This is a genomic window from Burkholderia sp. Leaf177, from assembly GCF_001424345.1.
GTDB lineage: Bacteria > Pseudomonadota > Gammaproteobacteria > Burkholderiales > Burkholderiaceae > Caballeronia.
In genome coordinates, this window is sequence record NZ_LMPF01000020.1 from 312,318 (window position 1) to 328,123 (window position 15,806).

The window sequence follows — 15,806 nt, forward strand, 5'->3', positions numbered from 1 at the left end:
GGAGCGCCGGAAGCAGGCGTCAAACGCCTTCGACGTCCGCCCAGCAATTCGGCGTTTCGTAGAGGCGGATGCGCTTGAGCTTCAGGTTGACGCCGTAGTGCGCGTCGTAGACGCCGGAGAGAATCTTGAACGCCTCGGCGGCGAGATTTTCAACCGTCGGAATGCGGTCGAGCACGACGGTCTTGTGATCCGCCATTTGCTCGAGGAAACCGCGCACGATCTCATCGCGTGCGTACACGATAAACGCGTGGTCCCACTTGTTGACCAGATGCTCCATGGCGAGCGCTTTGACATCGGCGAAATCCATCACCATGCCGCGATCCGGCGCGCCTTCCGTTTCGACGAGCTCACCCTGCAACGTGATTTCCAGCACATACCGGTGACCATGCAGATTCCGGCACTGGCTGCGGTGATCGGGGATGCGGTGGCCCGCATCGAATTCAAGTTTTCGGGTAATCGTCTGCACGTCGGCTCAGCTTGGGTGATTCGCGTTATGGGATGTTCAGGTACTTGTGCGTCTGCATGGACAGGCGCCATTGCGGATGCCGCTTGCACCAGTCAATGGCGAGCTTCGTGTTGATATCGCGCGAAGGGCCGTCCATGGGTTGCACGAGGAAATATTCGAAGTCGAGCTTCGCGTAATCGGCGAGCGGCTGGTTGTCTTGCGGCACGACGACTTTCAGCTCATTGCCCTTCGTCACGACCAGCGGCGCGCCGGCTTTCGGACTTACGCAAATCCAGTCGATGCTGTCCAGCACCGGCATTGACCCATTCGTTTCGATAGCCATTTCAAAACCCGCTGCATGCAAGGCATCCACGAACGGCTGATCGATTTGCAACATGGGCTCGCCGCCGGTGCAAACCACGAACTTGTGCGCTTCGCCTTCCGGCCACTGCGATGAAATCATCGCAACGAGATCAGCGGGCGTCTTGTACTTGCCGCCGTTCTCGCCATCCGTGCCGACAAAATCGGTATCGCAAAACTGGCAGACCGCATCTTCTCGATCTTCCTCGCGGCCCGACCACAGGTTGCATCCGGCAAAGCGGCAGAACACGGCAGGGCGGCCGGCATTCGCGCCTTCGCCCTGCAACGTGTAGAAGATTTCCTTTACTGCATACGTCATGATCAGACTGGTTCCGAGGTGACTTGCTCACCCGATTGATAGGCTTCAAAGCCGCGCTTGCGCAGCTTGCACGCCGGACACTGGCCACAGCCGAATCCCCACGCGTGCAACTCGGCGCGCTCGCCGACATAACACGTATGCGTCTCGACACGAACCAGTTCCACGAGCGCTTCGCCACCGAGCTGTTCGGCGAGGCGCCACGTATCGGCTTTATCGATCCACATCAGCGGCGTTTCGAGCAGGAAGCGCGAATCCATGCCGAGATTGAGCGCAACTTGCAGCGCTTTCATGGTGTCGTCGCGGCAATCGGGATAGCCCGAGAAATCCGTTTCGCACATGCCGCCGACCAGCACCTTCAATCCGCGCCGGTACGCAATTGCCGCCGCGATGGTCATGAACATCAGGTTGCGGCCGGGCACGAACGTGTTGGGCAAGCCGTTCGCGGTCGCCTCGATTTCGATCTCGCGCGTCATGGCTGTGTCGCTGATAGCGCCGAGCACGGACAGGTCGATCATGTGATCTTCGCCGAGCCGGTCAGCCCATTTCGGGAACTGCTTTTTCAGCGATGCCCGGAAGCCGTCGCGGCACTCGAGTTCCACACGATGACGTTGCCCGTAGTCGAACCCGAGCGTCTCGACGGTAGCAAAGCGGTCGAGCGCCCAGGCAAGGCATGTGGCCGAATCCTGGCCGCCGGAAAACAGCACCAGCGCGCTGTCTTTAGCGTCTGTTCGAGTCACCGTGAAACTCCCAAGTGGTTTTGCGCGATCTGGCTGGTTGGTCGGGCTGATCGGTCGGGGCGGGTCGGCTAAGGCCGAGTGCGCTGTTGCCAAGCTAGCCAAGTCTTTGAAGAACCGAGGATTTTAGCATGGCGCTACTTTCAGGCATTGTCGCCGCGCAATGGAAAAGGCCCGGAAACCTTTTGGTTTCCGGGCCTTTTTGCAACTGTGGTGGCCTGGGACGGAATCGAACCATCGACACGCGGATTTTCAATCCGCTGCTCTACCAACTGAGCTACCGGGCCACGAAGAACGAAAGTATATCAAAGGGGATTATGTCGCTCAAGACCTTTTAGCGATATTTTTGGTGAAACGATCGCCGGCGCCTTGCTCAGCATGCTTTTCAGGCTTCGCTCTTGTTCTTGCCGAGGTCCACGCCAAGCTGTTTCAGCTTCCGGTAAAGGTGCGTGCGCTCCAGTCCCGTTTTCTCCGCCACGCGCGTCATGCTGCCGTTTTCACGCGCGAGGTGATACTCGAAATACGCGCGTTCGAACGCATCGCGTGCATCGCGCAACGGAATGTCGAAAGAGATGGACGCAGTCGCTCCCGCAGGATTCGCCGCCGGGCTTGCACCAACGCCGTTGCTGTCGCCGCCAGCCAGATTCAGCGACGACGCCACCGGCAACGCAGCCGACGCCGGCACCGTCGATCCGCCCATTGGCAACGGTGGCCGCAACGCCGTCGTGGCCACGGGAGCCGGCGCATTACCGCGTGCAAGCCCCTGCTCGACCGCCTTCAGCAACTTCTGCAAGGCGATCGGCTTTTCCAGGAAGTTGAGCGCGCCGATCTTCGTGGCTTCAACAGCTGTATCGATGGTCGCATGGCCCGACATCATGATCACCGGCATGGTGAGCTTGCCCTGCGCCGCCCATTCTTTGAGCAGCGTCACGCCGTCGGTATCGGGCATCCAGATGTCGAGCAGCACGAGATCCGGCGCCTGCCGCAACCGGTACTCCCGCGCGTGCTGCGCATTTTCCGCCGTCTCCACCACGTGACCTTCGTCGCTCAGGATTTCCGAGAGCAATTCCCGGATTCCCATTTCGTCGTCTACCACCAGGATGGTTGCCATTTACGCTGCCCTTGTCTGCACTAATGCTTTTGTCGTTCCATGACCCGCCGCCGCGGAGGACGCCGATGCGCCCGGTTCGGCGGTATCGTCCGCGAGTTGCAGGAACAGAATGGAGATCTGCGCGCCTTCGATCACGTCGGCGGTCTTCGAACGATTGCGGATGTCGATGCGAGCGCCATGCTCATCGACGATCTTCTTCACCGTTGCAAGACCCAGACCCGTGCCTTTTGCCTTTGTCGTGACGTAAGGTTCGAACGCGCGCGAGAGAATTCGCGCTGGAAAACCAGGACCGTTATCCGATACCGTCAGCCGCACCGCCACGCGGGCATTTCCGGAGGCATCAGGGTCACCGTATTCTACTGTCTTCGTTTCGAGCAGCACGCGCGGCACCGGGACATCGGCAACCGCGTCCTGCGCGTTTTGCAACAGGTTGTGAATCACCTGTCGCAGTTGCGTGGCATCGCCGCGAATCACCGGCAGTTTTGTCAGCTCGACGTTGATCGGGCTCTTGCCCTCTTCAATGCCATACAACGTCAGCACTTCAGCCACGAGGTCGTTGAGCTGCAAATTGCCGAGCACCGCCGGCGGCGTGCGCGCGTATTCGCGGAAATCGTCGACCATCTGCTTCATGGCCTGAACCTGATTCACGATGGTCGTGGCGCCGCGCTTGAGCACGTCGGCGTCGGCGGGCGCGAGTTTATCGGCGAGCTTCATTTGCAGCCGTTCCGCCGATAACTGAATGGGCGTGAGCGGATTCTTGATCTCGTGGGCGAGACGCCTCGCGACCTCGCCCCACGCCACCGAACGCTGCGCCGAGATGACGTCGGAGATGTCGTCGAATACGACTACGTAGCCAGTGGTTTCGGCGTCGTCGGCATCGCTTTCGGTTAGCGTCAGCAATTGCGTGCCGCGGACCAGCAAGGTCAGCGGATCGGTTTCGCCCGGCACCGGAACCGCGAGTTGCTGCTGCCAGTGACCGCGGTCGCCAATGGGCCGGCCGCTGCCGCTCGCGGCTGCATCGCGATCCGCGAATGCCTTGCGCACCATTGCACCGAATTCGGCCAGCACGCCGATCTGCTCCAGCGGCAAGTTCAGCGATCCGCTGAACGGCTGACGGAAGATGCGTTCAGCGCCGCGATTGGCCGTGGTCAGGCGGAATTGCCGGTCGAACACGAACACGCCCGCGGTCAGGTTCGCGAGAATACTTTCGAGATACGCCTTCGAATGCTCGAGCGCGATCCGGTTGTTTTCGACGGCGGCGCGCGCCTCGGACAACTGCCGCGTCATGGCATTGAACGACTGCGTGAGAAAACCGAGTTCATCGCGCGATTTCACTTCTCGCTTGGGCGTGTAATCGCCCTCCGCCACTTCCTTCGTGCCTTGCGCCAATAGGAACAACGGCCGCGCGAGCTGATTGCCGAGCGCGAGCGCCAGCATCATTGCAATGAAGGTTGCGAGGAACAGCGCGAGCGTCAACGTGCCGATGTACATCTTGCGCAAGCCGGTCCGCCCGAGCGCCTTCTCTTGATATTCGCGATACGCGCGCTGCACGGCGTCGGCATTACGCGCGAGCGCGGTGCTCACCGGCTGTTCGATTTGCAGGAAACGTTCGGCCGGCTGCAGCTCGGTGGTCGAGCTATCGGGAATCTTCACGATCACCCGCAACCTGAGCGCGCCCTTGGGTCCGGTCAGGCTCGAATCGCCATCGACCTCGCCTTCGATTGCGCCGTACGGGCGACCGCGCGCCTGGTTGAGCTGCAGCGGCGTCGGCAAATTGTCGGGCACGAGCGCGGCGAAATTGCTCGATGCCTGCGCGATCACGCGGACATCGGGCGCGGTACCCGAACCGCCGCGCGCGGGTTCGACAATGGTCGCGTCCTGCACGTTGAACTGGTCGCGCAGCCGCAGCAAGGTGAGCGTGAGGCTGGTTGGATCGGCGCTCGCAAGCTGATCGCTCATCAGGCGGCCTTTGTTCTGCAGGTCCGACAGCGATGCGTCGAGCATGCCGCGCCCGAGATTCAGGCCGGACGTGAGCGCGGTTTCCACGTTCACGTCGAACCATGATTCGATGCTTCGCGACACGAACTGATACGACACCACGTAGATGATCCCGCCCGGCACGACGCCCACGAGCGCGAAAATGAACGCGAGTTTCGCCAGCAAGCGTGTGCCGAATTTCCCCTGTCGCACGCGCGTGACGATGATCAGCACGAGTCCGATCACAATCAGGATCAGCACGACCGCGACAGCGAGATTCGCGGCATACAGCCACTGATAATAACGGTCGAAGAACTCGGTATTCGCGCTGGCGAGCGCCAGCATCACGAGCAGCAAGATAGCGGTGAGCGCGACCGTCACCACCAGCGCGCGGACCACGATGCTCGTCATGTTCGTGCGGCGCAACGGCCGTCGGCGTAGCTTATTTAGCATTGGGCGCCGCCGTGAAATTGAACCGCTTCCAGTCGGAAGAAAGATTCCAGTCGCGGTTGTTGACTGCGTCGATCTGGAACGGCTTGGGCATCAGCGCAATGTCCAGCTGCATGCGCACGGACGCCGTGTAGGTCTCGCCGGCGGCGACCTGATTGCGATCGATCACATGCCACGATGTCACGTGCTTGATCACCGCGAGCGCTTCGGAAAGCGTGCCGAAGCCGAGCTGCAAACCACCCGTTGACACACGATACTCGCGCGTCAACGGCTGAAACGAAAGCCGGATGCTTTGCGATACGCTGACCGGTTCCTCGTCGAACCAATACCAGCGCGGCCGCGACAAATCGAAATCCGTAGTGAAATAGAGCGGCACGCCCTTATTCACAGCGTCTTCCAGACTGCTGTTGAGATCGAAGTCGAAACGGGCGTCGAGGCTCCAGCCCGTACCGTCGGCCTGCAGCGACGCGCGTTGCACGGCAATAGGATCCGCCTGCGCGGCCTCGACCGGCAGGAACGACAGCGCGAGACTCAAAATGAGGCTCAGCGCGAGGCTCAACAACAAGGCCGGCACGGACTGGCCGGCGAGCGCGCGTCGCAGCGGAAAAAAGCGTTTGATCGTCACCGTTTCTGAAAGCGCGCGTAGAAGAATCCGTCGTGGTCCGCAAAGGCTTCCGTGTCCCGTTTCGATGTTGAACGGGTACGTTGCGCCTCGCCTGAATTGTCCGTCAGCGAGTTCGTGACCGGGTCCGGTGAAACTTGCAAGCCAACCGTGCTGGCATGGCTGGCGGTCGGCAATAATTGCCCCGGCGCGTCCAATCGTACCGCATCTTCGTGCACCTCTCCAAACCACTGCGCCTGCAACTCGCCCTCTTCGGGGAAGATCGAGCACGTGACGTAAAGCAACTCGCCACCGGTGGCGACGAGCGGCCAGAGCGCGGCGAGGATTCGGCGCTGTTCTTCAACCAGCGCGGCGATATCCGATGGACGCCGCAACCAGCGAATATCGGGATGACGCCGCACGATGCCCGACGCCGAACACGGCACGTCGGCGAGCACGCGGTCGAACGGATCGCCGTCCGACCAATCGGCGGGGTTGCCTGCATCGCCGACGCGAATCTCGGCCTGAAGATTCAAACGCTGCAAGTTTTCGCCGATGCGCCGTGCGCGCCCCGCGTCGCTTTCGACCGCGATCATTTCGACGTTCGCCAGCTCCAGCACGTGGCCGGTCTTGCCGCCGGGCGCCGCGCACGCATCGAGGACGCGCATGCCGTCGCGCACATCCAGCAACTGCGCAGCGAGTTGCGCGCCGGCGTCCTGTACGGAGACGACGCCGTCGGCGAAACCGGGGATTTTGTCGACGGCCATCGGCGTTTTCAGGCGCACGGCGTGAAGGCCGGCGGCTTCGGCTTCGATGTTCCCGGCTTTCAGGACATCGAGGTATTGCTCGACCGTCATGCGCCGCGCGTTCACGCGCAAGGTCAACGGACCTTGTAAATTGCCGGCGTCCAGGATGTTTTCCCATTCGCTGGGCTGGCCGCGCTTGACCGCGTCGATCCACCACGCCGGGTAGTTGAAACGCGCCACTGGATCGCGCCGCACTTCGGCGAGCAACGTTTCGCGTTCGCGCAGAAACGTGCGCAACACGGCGTTGACCAGGCCCTTCGCGAACGCAAACTCGCGCCGTGCCGCGATGGCGTTCACGGTTTGATCGACGATAGTGAAAGGCGTGTAGGCGGCATCGGCTTCATCGTCCACGAGCAAGGCGAACGCGCACGCCATCACGTTCGATACATGCGGCGGCGGCGCCTTGCGCACCATTTTGGCAAGCAGCGCGTCGGCAACGGCCAAGCGTCGCAACGTGCGATACGCAATGTCCTGCGTCGCGCCACGCGACACGGCCACGTGCGTGGCGGCGATCACGGTCTGCAACGCTGCGGGCAGCGCGGAACCGGCGCGCACGGCACCGACCGCTTGCGCTGCGGCGTCGAGCGCGAACGCAAGGGAATCGGGGGCGAGGTGCAGCGTGGCGAGACGTGCATCGGGCGACGCCCGGCTGCTATCCGCCGATGATACGGCGCGGCGTCGGGAAGGCTTTTCGGTCATGTCGGGGCGAAGGCGTTCGAGCCGGCCGATGCCGGTCCGCACAAACGAAGCATTGTAGCCCGGCAGGGGGAACGATCCTGGATTGGAGCGGCAACGTTGGCCGAACGGACAAGGCCCGCAGCCTTCGGGCAAAAAAACGGGCCCATTCGACGTTTGTCGCAATGGACCCGAATTTTTGCTACTTGAAGAGCACTCCGATCACTCCATCCGGCCGGTCCGCGCCATCTCCATCAGCCGGGCAACACGTTCTTCGGTCGCCGGGTGCGTCGAAAACAAATTCGCGATACCGCCGCCCGCCAGCGGATTCATGATCATCATTTGCGCGGTTGCGGGATGTTGCTCGGCCGTAGGAAACGGCGTGCCGGACGCATACGCGTGGATTTTCTCCAGCGCGCTCGCCAGCGCCTGCGGATCGCCGGAAATCTGCGCGCCGCCGCGGTCGGCTTCGAATTCACGTGCCCGCGATATCGCCATCTGGATCAGCGCGCCGGCAATTGGCGCGAGAATCGCAACCGCAATACTCGCAATCGGATTCGACGGACGTCCTTCCGAATCGCGCCCGCCGAAGAACATGGCGAAGTTCGCGAGCGCGGAAATGGCGCCGGCCATGGTCGCCGATACGGTCGAAATCAGGATGTCCCGATGCTTAACGTGCGCAAGTTCATGCGCCATCACGCCGCGCAGTTCGCGCTCCGAAAGCACTCGCAGAATGCCGGTGGTCGCGGCGACGGCGGCGTGCTCAGGATTGCGGCCCGTGGCAAACGCGTTCGGCGCGGCTTCGTCAATGAGATACACCTTCGGCATGGGCAATTGCGCCCGGGTCGCCAATTCGCGGATCATCCGGTAGAACTGCGGCGCCGTGGCTTCGTCGACTTCCTGTGCGTTGTACATCTTCAGCACGAGCTTGTCGGAGAACCAGTACGAGAAAAAATTCATCGCAAGAGCGACGACCAGCGCGAGCGCCATGCCTTTGCTGCCGCCGATCATTCCACCAATCACGACAAAAAGGGCCGTGATCGCTGCCATCAGCATCGCGGTTTTGACCCAATTGAACATGTCTTGAACTCCTCACCCAAATATCAATGCGCGTTACGCGCGAGCGGCCGGATCGGCCCATTTGCCTGACCAGATCAAACGGTCACGGATTGTAAGCAAAATGTTAGATAAGGGCATTGCGAAATAATTCAATCACCGGTGCGAAGTTGCGAGTTTGATGCCCAAACCGACGAACGCGCTGCCGACCACGCGGTCGAGCCAAAGCTTGACGCCCGGCTTGCTGGAAAACCTCTGCGTCACACTGCCAGCAATCCACGCCACTGCGGTATTCCAGATTGTGGTGACGACAACGAACACGCAACCGAGCACGAGGAACGCGAGCGTCTTGTGCTGACTGTCAGCGGCCACGAATTGCGGAATAAACGAGACGAAAAACAACACGACCTTCGGATTCAGCACGTTGGTGACGAATCCTTGCGTGAAAACCTGCCGAAGCGTTTTTGGCGCTGCGCCAACGCGTGATTTCGAGGCATCGGCTGCCGATGCAGGTTTGGTCAGGATCAAACGCACGCCAAGATAAATGAGATAGATCGCGCCAGCAAACTTCACTATCGTGAACGCCGTAGCCGATGCCGCCAGCAGCGCCGTCAAACCAAATGCGCAAGCCATCGTATGCACGAGGCAGCCCACTGCTATTCCGAGCGCCGAAACAACGCCCGCGCCGCGCCCTTGCGCCACACTTCTCCCGACGATATACGCCGTATCCGGCCCCGGCGTGACGCTCAACAGCACGACAGCCAGGATGAAAAGTGTGAAACCGGTGATTCCGAGCATCGCGGGGGCCTTCGAGAAACGGTGAAATCTGCAAAGAATGTACTTCAGGCGCCCGGCGCGACTTCCCGTAGCTCGAAGCGCTGCCCTTTAACAATAGGCGATCCTGCAAGGAATTCCCTCACGGGCAGGCGTTTGCCACCCGGCTTTTGCAGCTGCGTGAGACGCAGGGCGCCCTGACCGCAAGCCACGATCAAACCTTCCGCATTACTTTCCACGATCACGCCGGCTTCATCGTCCGTCTCCAGCTCGATGGGTTCCGCCGCCCAGATCTTCACCGCCACGCCGTCGATGGTCCCGAATGCGCCTGGAAACGGATCGAAAGCCCGTATCTGCCGCGCCAGCATGCTCGCCGGCCGACGCCAGTCGAGCGCCGCTTCATGCTTTGCAATCTTCTCGGCGTAAGTTGCGCCATCTTGCGGTTGGGGCGTTGAAGGCAAGGCGCGGTCGCGTTCGAGATCGCGCAGTGCGCCGACTATCAGATCAGCGCCCAATTGCGCCATACGGTCGTGCAACGTCGCGGTCGTGTCTTGCGGCGTGATGGCGATGCGCCCTTCGCGGATCATGGCGCCCGTGTCCAGACCGGCGTCCATCTGCATGAGCGTGATGCCCGTTTCCGCGTCGCCCGCTTCAATTGCACGATGAATCGGCGCCGCGCCACGCCAGCGCGGCAACAGCGAGCCGTGAATGTTGATGGCGCCGAGCGGCGGGATATCCAGCACTTCCTGCGGCAGGATCAGGCCGTAAGCCGCAACCACCATTACGTCGTGCGACGTATTTTTCAGTCGTTCAATAGCCGCCGCCGCTTCTTCCGGGTACTTGCCGTTGCGCCGTAAGGACGTTGGCTGCGCGACCTCCAGGCCATGCTCGAGCGCGAAGCGTTTCACCGGACCCACGGCGAGCTTCATGCCACGTCCGGCTGGCCGATCCGGCTGGGTCAGCACGAGCGGCACCGGAAAACCCGCGGCGTGAATTGCCGCCAGCGCGGCAGCCGCAAATTCAGGCGTTCCAGCAAACACGACACGCAACGATTGAGTCATCGATTCACCAACTTGCAAATTCCCGCACCGACCTTCATGAATCGACGCGTCACAGCGCCTTTTCGAGCTTTTTCATCTTGCCGCGAATCCGCGTCTGCTTGAGCGACGACAGATATTCGACGAACACCCGTCCCATCAAATGATCCATTTCGTGCTGGATACACACCGCGAGCAAACCCTCGCAGTCGATCTCGAATGTCTCGCCCTTCTCGTTCAGTGCACGCACGCGCACTTTCTCCGGCCGCTCGACAAAGTCGTAAATGCCCGGCACGGAAAGGCAGCCTTCCTCGTGATCCTTCTTCTCGTCGCTCGACCAGATGATTTCAGGGTTGATGAACGCCTGCAACTGATCGTGCGTGTCCGAGACGTCGATCACGATCACACGCTCGTGCGCGTCGACCTGAGTCGCAGCCAAGCCGACGCCCGGCGCCGCGTACATGGTTTCAGCCATGTCCGTGACGAGTTTGCGAATCCGGTCATCGACGACTTCTACGGGTTTCGCGACCTTGTGCAGGCGCTTGTCCGGGTAGGTGAGTATGTGTAGCAGAGCCATGATTCAGATTATCGATGCACGCCGCGGCGCGCGATAGTCGGCCAATTGGCCAGGTTGTAAAAGGTCGCCGGTATGGAGAAGATGATTGAGCTGAATCCCGCTGATTCAACGCCCGCTCAGCGCCGCGAAACTTGCGGCAACGCCTTGTCCCCGCGCCCTCGAAAGTGATCGCTCGGCCAAGCTTTTCTATTTCGGTATATGAAAATTTTAACATGACGCCTTTCCTGTTGCCGACGGCCAATGCCGCGCCCCGCTTGAGCGTAACCAATCCGGACGATGTTTCAGCCTGGCTGCATCTGGCGAATGCAAGTGGTTTGCAGCCTATTGCGCTGCGTGAATTGCTAGCGGAATTCGGCGGTCCGCACGCGGTGCTGGACCAGTCGTTCGAGGCGTTGGCGCGCGTCGCGGGAGAAAAAGCGGCGCGCGCCGTGCTCGCGCCGCCGCCCCGTTCGGAACTGGGTTCTTTCGACGAATGCCTCGCGCGCACGCTGGAATGGGCGTCGGTGGAAGGTAATTCGATCATCACACTCGCCGATACCGCGTATCCCCCGGCGCTCCTGACCATGCCCGATCCGCCGCCGCTGCTATATGTAAAGGGACGGCTCGACCTGCTGCAATCGCGGGCGGTCGCGATTGTGGGCAGCCGGAGCGCAACGCCCCAAGGCATCGAAGACGCAAAGCGGTTCGCGCACGCACTTTCCAATGCGGGGCTTGCTGTCGTTTCGGGACTGGCGCTCGGGATAGATGGCGCGGCGCATCGTGGCGGCTTGACCGGACCGGGCGGAACGATTGCCGTGATCGGCACGGGCGCAGACCTGGTTTATCCGCCGGCGCATCACACGCTCGCGCACGAAATCGCGGCGAACGGCACGATTGTCTCTGAATGGCCACTGGGAACGCCGGCACGCTCCGCCAATTTTCCGCAGCGTAACCGATTGATCGCCGGATTTTCCAGCGGCGTCCTGATCGTCGAGGCGGCCATGCGGTCCGGGTCGTTGATCACCGCGCGGCTCGCCAATGAGACGGGGCGCGACGTCTTTGCAATACCCGGATCGATTCACGCGCCGCTTTCGCGTGGGTGTCATCGAATGATCAAGCAAGGGGCGATGCTGGTCGAAACGCCGGAGGATATTCTGGAAGAGTTTGGTTTCAAGATCGAAACCCAGCCGGACGTCGCATCGTCACCACGAAAACGCGGCAAAGCACGCGCCGCCACAAACGCTCAAGTACAGGAACCCACCGAAAACGAGTTCACGCTGGCGTTGCAAAGCGCGCCGGCAAGCAAACCTGTGACGGCTTCCTGGGCGTCGGCGAAAATCGTGGACCCCGACGCCGCACGTCTGCTCGACGCCCTCGGCCATTCTCCTGCCACGCTTGAAATCCTTGCCGAGCGTACCGAAATGGATGGAGCAACGTTACAAAGCCTTCTGCTGCAGCTCGAAATCTCCGGGCGGATTGGTGCATTGCCGGGCGGCCGATTTACGCGCCTCGAGCGCTGATCTTTCGGCCTCATGCTACATTCGCCCCAAACTCGTTCGTTTGCTACGCCGCACCAATTGGCATCAGATCAAGAAACAAAGGACCGCAAGGAATCATGCCCGCGCTGAATCTCGACACCGACGCCGACCGGATCGCCGAGCGCATGGCGAGCCCCGGCACATTGCTCGTCGCCTGCCTGTGCGCCGAATGGTGCGGGACCTGCCGAGATTATCGGGATGGTTTCGACAAGCTTGCCGACGCTCATCCGGATATTTGCTTCGCGTGGATCGATATCGAAAATCAGGCGGATCGTTTCGATGATCTGGATGTGGAAAACTTCCCGACCATATTGATCGAGGACGCAGTGACAACGCGGTTTTTTGGTACGGTTTTGCCGCAAACGTCCATCGTTGCACGAATGTTGACGGATTTGACCGCGTTGCCGGGCATGATCGGCGCGCCGAAAATCCGGCCCGCGCTGATAGCCGCGTAGACCGCGTCCAGACCAGCGCACTCACAACTGAAACGTCTCAAGCCGCTGCATCACAAAGCGCCCACATTCACCGTTCGGCAGCCCGCGTTTCGCTAAATGCCAAACCGCGCGCCGCGCGCCATATGCTATAAAGCGGACGTTAACGAGCCCGAACCCCGGTCGCACAAGCAACCGTTACCCGGCCTCATGCCTGTCCCTAACTAGAATCGAGTCATGTCCAAAGCCCTGATCATTGCTGAAAAGCCTTCTGTCGCGAACGACATCGCGCGCGCTTTGGGCGGTTTCACGAAGCATGACGAATATTACGAGAGCGACGACTACGTGCTGTCGTCGGCGGTGGGCCATCTTCTGGAAATCGCCGCGCCCGAGGAATACGAAGTCAAGCGCGGCAAGTGGAGTTTCGCCAATCTGCCGGTGATTCCGCCGCATTTCGACCTGAATCCGATCGCAAAAAGCGAATCGCGCCTGAAGGTGTTGACAAAGCTGCTCAAGCGCAAGGACATCGACCGCTTGATCAATGCCTGCGACGCGGGGCGCGAGGGCGAGCTGATTTTCCGCCTGATCGCGCAGCACGCGAAGGCCAAGCAGCCGGTTCAGCGCCTGTGGCTGCAATCCATGACGGCGGGTTCCATCCGCGATGGTTTTGCGAACCTGCGCAGCGACGCCGACATGCAGCCGCTAGCCGATGCCGCCCGCTGCCGCTCCGAAGCCGACTGGCTCGTTGGTATCAACGGCACGCGCGCGATGACCGCGTTCAACAGCAAGGGCGGCGGTTTCTTCCTGACGACCGTTGGCCGCGTTCAGACGCCAACGTTGTCTATCGTGGTGGAACGCGAGGAAAAGATTCGCCGTTTCGTTCCGCGCGATTATTGGGAAGTGCGTGCCGAGTTCATCGCGGCAAAAGGGATTTACGAAGGGCGCTGGTTCGACCCGAAATTCAAGCGCGTAGAAGGCGACCCCGAGCAGCGCGATTTGCGTCTGTGGGCGCTGCCCGCGGCGGAATCGATCGTCGCGGCTTGTCGCGGCAAGACGGGCACCGTCACGGAAGAAGCGAAGCCGTCCACGCAGATGTCGCCCTTGCTGTTCGACTTGACCAGTTTGCAGCGCGAGGCGAACGGCCGCTTTGGCTTTTCAGCCAAGAACACGCTTGGGCTGGCGCAGGCGCTGTATGAAAAGCACAAGGTGCTGACCTACCCGCGTACGGACGCGCGCGCGTTGCCCGAGGATTACATCCCGACGGTGAAAGACACGCTCGCCATGCTGAAGGAAAGCAACAACTACTTGCCGCACGCGAAGCAGGTGCTGGACAAGGGTTGGGTGAAGCCGAACAAGCGCATCTTCGATAACTCCAAGATCAGCGATCACTTCGCCATCATCCCGACGCTGCAGGCGCCGAAGGCATTGTCGGAACCGGAGCAGAAACTTTACGACCTCGTTGTGAAGCGCTTTCTCGCGGTGTTTTTCCCGGCGGCCGAATATCTGGTCACCACGCGGATCACCGAAGTCGCCGGTCATCATTTCAAGACCGAAGGCAAAGTGCTGGTCGAGCCGGGCTGGCTGCAGGTCTACGGCAAGGAAGTCAGCGGTGACGACGACAACCTCGTGCAAGTGCAGAAGGATGAGAAAGTAGACGTCGAAAAGGTCGCGGCGCACGGTCTCGTGACCAAACCGCCCGCACGATACAACGAAGCGTCGTTGCTCTCGGCCATGGAAGGCGCGGGCAAGCTCGTCGAAGACGAAGAGTTGCGCGAGGCGATGGCCGCGAAGGGACTCGGAACGCCGGCCACGCGGGCGGCGATTATCGAAGGATTGCTGGGCGAGAAGTACATGGTGCGGGAAGGCCGCGAGCTGATTCCGACGGCCAAGGCATTCCAGCTGATGACCTTGCTGCGCGGTTTGGGCGTCGAGGAATTGACGGCGCCGGAGCTGACCGGCGAATGGGAGCACAAGCTGTCGCAGATGGAACGCGGCAACCTCCCGCGCGACGAGTTCATGCAGGAAATCGCGCGCATGACGCAGACCATCGTGAAGCGCGCGAAGGAATACGACTCGGACACCATTCCCGGCGACTACGCGACGCTCGAAACGCCGTGCCCGAATTGCGGCAACCAGATCAAGGAGAACTATCGGCGATTCGCTTGTACGAAATGCGAATTCTCCATGTCGAAGATTCCTGGCGGACGTCAGTTCGAGATTCCGGAAGTGGAGCAATTGATCAAGGACAAGACCATCGGGCCGTTGTCGGGATTTCGCAGCAAGATGGGACGGCCGTTTTCGGCAATCCTGAAACTCGCTTTCGACGATGAAATCAAGAACTGGAAGCTCGAGTTCGACTTCGGCCAGGACTCGGGCGGCGAAGACGGCGAACCCGTGGATTTCTCGGAACAAACGCCGGTTGGCGCGTGCCCGAAATGTCACTCGAAGGTGTTCGAGCACGGCATGAGCTACGTCTGCGAAAACTCTGTCGCAATTCCGAAAACCTGCGATTTCCGCTCGGGCAAGGTGATCTTGCAGCAGGAAATGTCGCGCGAGCAAATGACGAAGTTGCTGGAAGAAGGACGTACTGATCTGCTGACGGGCTTCAAGTCATCGCGCACGGGCCGCAACTTCAAGGCATTTCTCGTGAAGCAGCCGGACGGCAAGATCGGCTTCGAGTTCGAGAAGAAAGAGCCGAAGCCAGGCGCGAAGACGGCGGTCAAACGCGGTGCAACGGCCGCAGCAGCGCCCGAAGCTGAAGACGAAGGCGATGGCGACGTGGCAGTCGCAGCGAAGAAAACGACCGTGAAGGTTGCGGCGAAAAAAGCACCGGCCAAGAAGGTCGTGGCAAAGAAGGCGCCGGCCCGGAAGACTGCGAGTTAGGTTTTAAATCGCTCGCTGCAATAAGAAAAGCCCGCAATCGCGGGCTTTTTCTC

General features: G+C 60.9%; 14 protein-coding genes and 1 tRNA gene. 3 read left to right on the plus strand and 12 right to left on the minus strand.

The window, feature by feature from the left end; translation table 11 throughout:
• Positions 1-19: 19 nt before the first annotated feature.
• From queD to def, 12 genes are all read right to left on the minus strand, one after another.
• A complete protein-coding gene (gene queD / locus ASG35_RS15085; RefSeq protein WP_056358622.1) occupies positions 20-466 on the minus strand; it encodes a 6-carboxytetrahydropterin synthase QueD in 447 nt (148 codons plus the stop codon).
• A 25-nt stretch (positions 467-491) separates the two neighbouring features.
• A complete protein-coding gene (queE, locus tag ASG35_RS15090) occupies positions 492-1,124 on the minus strand; it encodes a 7-carboxy-7-deazaguanine synthase (RefSeq protein WP_056358625.1) in 633 nt (210 codons plus the stop codon).
• A gap of 2 nt (positions 1,125-1,126) precedes the next feature.
• Positions 1,127-1,861 carry a 7-cyano-7-deazaguanine synthase QueC gene (gene queC / locus ASG35_RS15095; protein ID WP_056358628.1) on the minus strand — a complete coding sequence of 245 codons (735 nt, stop codon included), beginning with the start codon at positions 1,859-1,861 and terminating at the stop codon, positions 1,127-1,129.
• 208 nt (positions 1,862-2,069) lie between these two features.
• A tRNA-Phe gene (locus tag ASG35_RS15100) sits at positions 2,070-2,145 on the minus strand.
• 98 nt (positions 2,146-2,243) lie between these two features.
• Positions 2,244-2,969, minus strand: a complete 726-nt coding sequence (gene esaR, locus ASG35_RS15105) for a response regulator transcription factor EsaR (protein WP_056358631.1) — start codon at positions 2,967-2,969, stop codon at positions 2,244-2,246.
• On the minus strand, positions 2,970-5,399 hold the full coding sequence (locus ASG35_RS15110) for a sensor histidine kinase (protein ID WP_200945733.1): 2,430 nt from the start codon (positions 5,397-5,399) through the stop codon (positions 2,970-2,972).
• Positions 5,389-6,021, minus strand: a complete 633-nt coding sequence (locus ASG35_RS15115) for a DUF4390 domain-containing protein (RefSeq protein WP_056358637.1) — start codon at positions 6,019-6,021, stop codon at positions 5,389-5,391. The genes ASG35_RS15110 and ASG35_RS15115 overlap by 11 nt, the downstream gene beginning before the upstream one ends.
• Entirely contained in the window at positions 6,018-7,502 is a 1,485-nt protein-coding gene (gene rsmB, locus ASG35_RS15120; RefSeq protein ID WP_056358923.1) for a 16S rRNA (cytosine(967)-C(5))-methyltransferase RsmB, read from the minus strand. Before rsmB ends, ASG35_RS15115 begins: the two co-directional genes overlap by 4 nt.
• Before the next feature lie 198 nt (positions 7,503-7,700).
• On the minus strand, positions 7,701-8,558 hold the full coding sequence (htpX, locus tag ASG35_RS15125) for a zinc metalloprotease HtpX (RefSeq protein ID WP_056358639.1): 858 nt from the start codon (positions 8,556-8,558) through the stop codon (positions 7,701-7,703).
• A gap of 132 nt (positions 8,559-8,690) precedes the next feature.
• A complete protein-coding gene (locus ASG35_RS15130; RefSeq protein ID WP_056358645.1) occupies positions 8,691-9,332 on the minus strand; it encodes a LysE family translocator in 642 nt (213 codons plus the stop codon).
• A 44-nt stretch (positions 9,333-9,376) separates the two neighbouring features.
• Positions 9,377-10,369 carry a methionyl-tRNA formyltransferase gene (gene fmt, locus ASG35_RS15135; protein ID WP_056358647.1) on the minus strand — a complete coding sequence of 331 codons (993 nt, stop codon included), beginning with the start codon at positions 10,367-10,369 and terminating at the stop codon, positions 9,377-9,379.
• 49 nt (positions 10,370-10,418) lie between these two features.
• Positions 10,419-10,922 carry a peptide deformylase gene (gene def / locus ASG35_RS15140; protein WP_056358649.1) on the minus strand — a complete coding sequence of 168 codons (504 nt, stop codon included), beginning with the start codon at positions 10,920-10,922 and terminating at the stop codon, positions 10,419-10,421.
• Between the two features lie 212 nt (positions 10,923-11,134).
• Here def and dprA point away from each other — a divergent pair, with 212 nt between their 5' ends.
• The 3 genes from dprA (at position 11,135) to ASG35_RS15155 (ending at position 15,753) form a co-directional block, all read left to right on the plus strand.
• Complete coding sequence (gene dprA, locus ASG35_RS15145) at positions 11,135-12,421, plus strand: DNA-processing protein DprA (RefSeq protein WP_056358651.1); 1,287 nt, start codon at positions 11,135-11,137, stop codon at positions 12,419-12,421.
• Positions 12,422-12,516: 95 nt separating this feature from the next.
• A complete protein-coding gene (locus tag ASG35_RS15150) occupies positions 12,517-12,894 on the plus strand; it encodes a thioredoxin family protein (protein WP_056358654.1) in 378 nt (125 codons plus the stop codon).
• A gap of 213 nt (positions 12,895-13,107) precedes the next feature.
• Positions 13,108-15,753 carry a DNA topoisomerase III gene (locus tag ASG35_RS15155; protein WP_056358657.1) on the plus strand — a complete coding sequence of 882 codons (2,646 nt, stop codon included), beginning with the start codon at positions 13,108-13,110 and terminating at the stop codon, positions 15,751-15,753.
• Positions 15,754-15,806 lie beyond the last annotated feature (53 nt).

What these genes read in the sequence shown, in the direction of transcription:
- rsmB (WP_056358923.1), bottom strand. Translation starts at nt 7,502, where the DNA reads ATGACCGAAAAGCCTTCCCGACGCCGCGCCGTATCATCGGCGGATAGC.
- dprA (WP_056358651.1), top strand. Translation starts at nt 11,135, where the DNA reads ATGACGCCTTTCCTGTTGCCGACGGCCAATGCCGCGCCCCGCTTGAGC.
- esaR (WP_056358631.1), bottom strand. Translation starts at nt 2,969, where the DNA reads ATGGCAACCATCCTGGTGGTAGACGACGAAATGGGAATCCGGGAATTG.
- ASG35_RS15155 (WP_056358657.1), top strand. Translation starts at nt 13,108, where the DNA reads ATGTCCAAAGCCCTGATCATTGCTGAAAAGCCTTCTGTCGCGAACGAC.
- queE (WP_056358625.1), bottom strand. Translation starts at nt 1,124, where the DNA reads ATGACGTATGCAGTAAAGGAAATCTTCTACACGTTGCAGGGCGAAGGC.
- ASG35_RS15110 (WP_200945733.1), bottom strand. Translation starts at nt 5,399, where the DNA reads ATGCTAAATAAGCTACGCCGACGGCCGTTGCGCCGCACGAACATGACG.
- ASG35_RS15150 (WP_056358654.1), top strand. Translation starts at nt 12,517, where the DNA reads ATGCCCGCGCTGAATCTCGACACCGACGCCGACCGGATCGCCGAGCGC.
- htpX (WP_056358639.1), bottom strand. Translation starts at nt 8,558, where the DNA reads ATGTTCAATTGGGTCAAAACCGCGATGCTGATGGCAGCGATCACGGCC.
- def (WP_056358649.1), bottom strand. Translation starts at nt 10,922, where the DNA reads ATGGCTCTGCTACACATACTCACCTACCCGGACAAGCGCCTGCACAAG.
- ASG35_RS15130 (WP_056358645.1), bottom strand. Translation starts at nt 9,332, where the DNA reads ATGCTCGGAATCACCGGTTTCACACTTTTCATCCTGGCTGTCGTGCTG.
- fmt (WP_056358647.1), bottom strand. Translation starts at nt 10,369, where the DNA reads ATGACTCAATCGTTGCGTGTCGTGTTTGCTGGAACGCCTGAATTTGCG.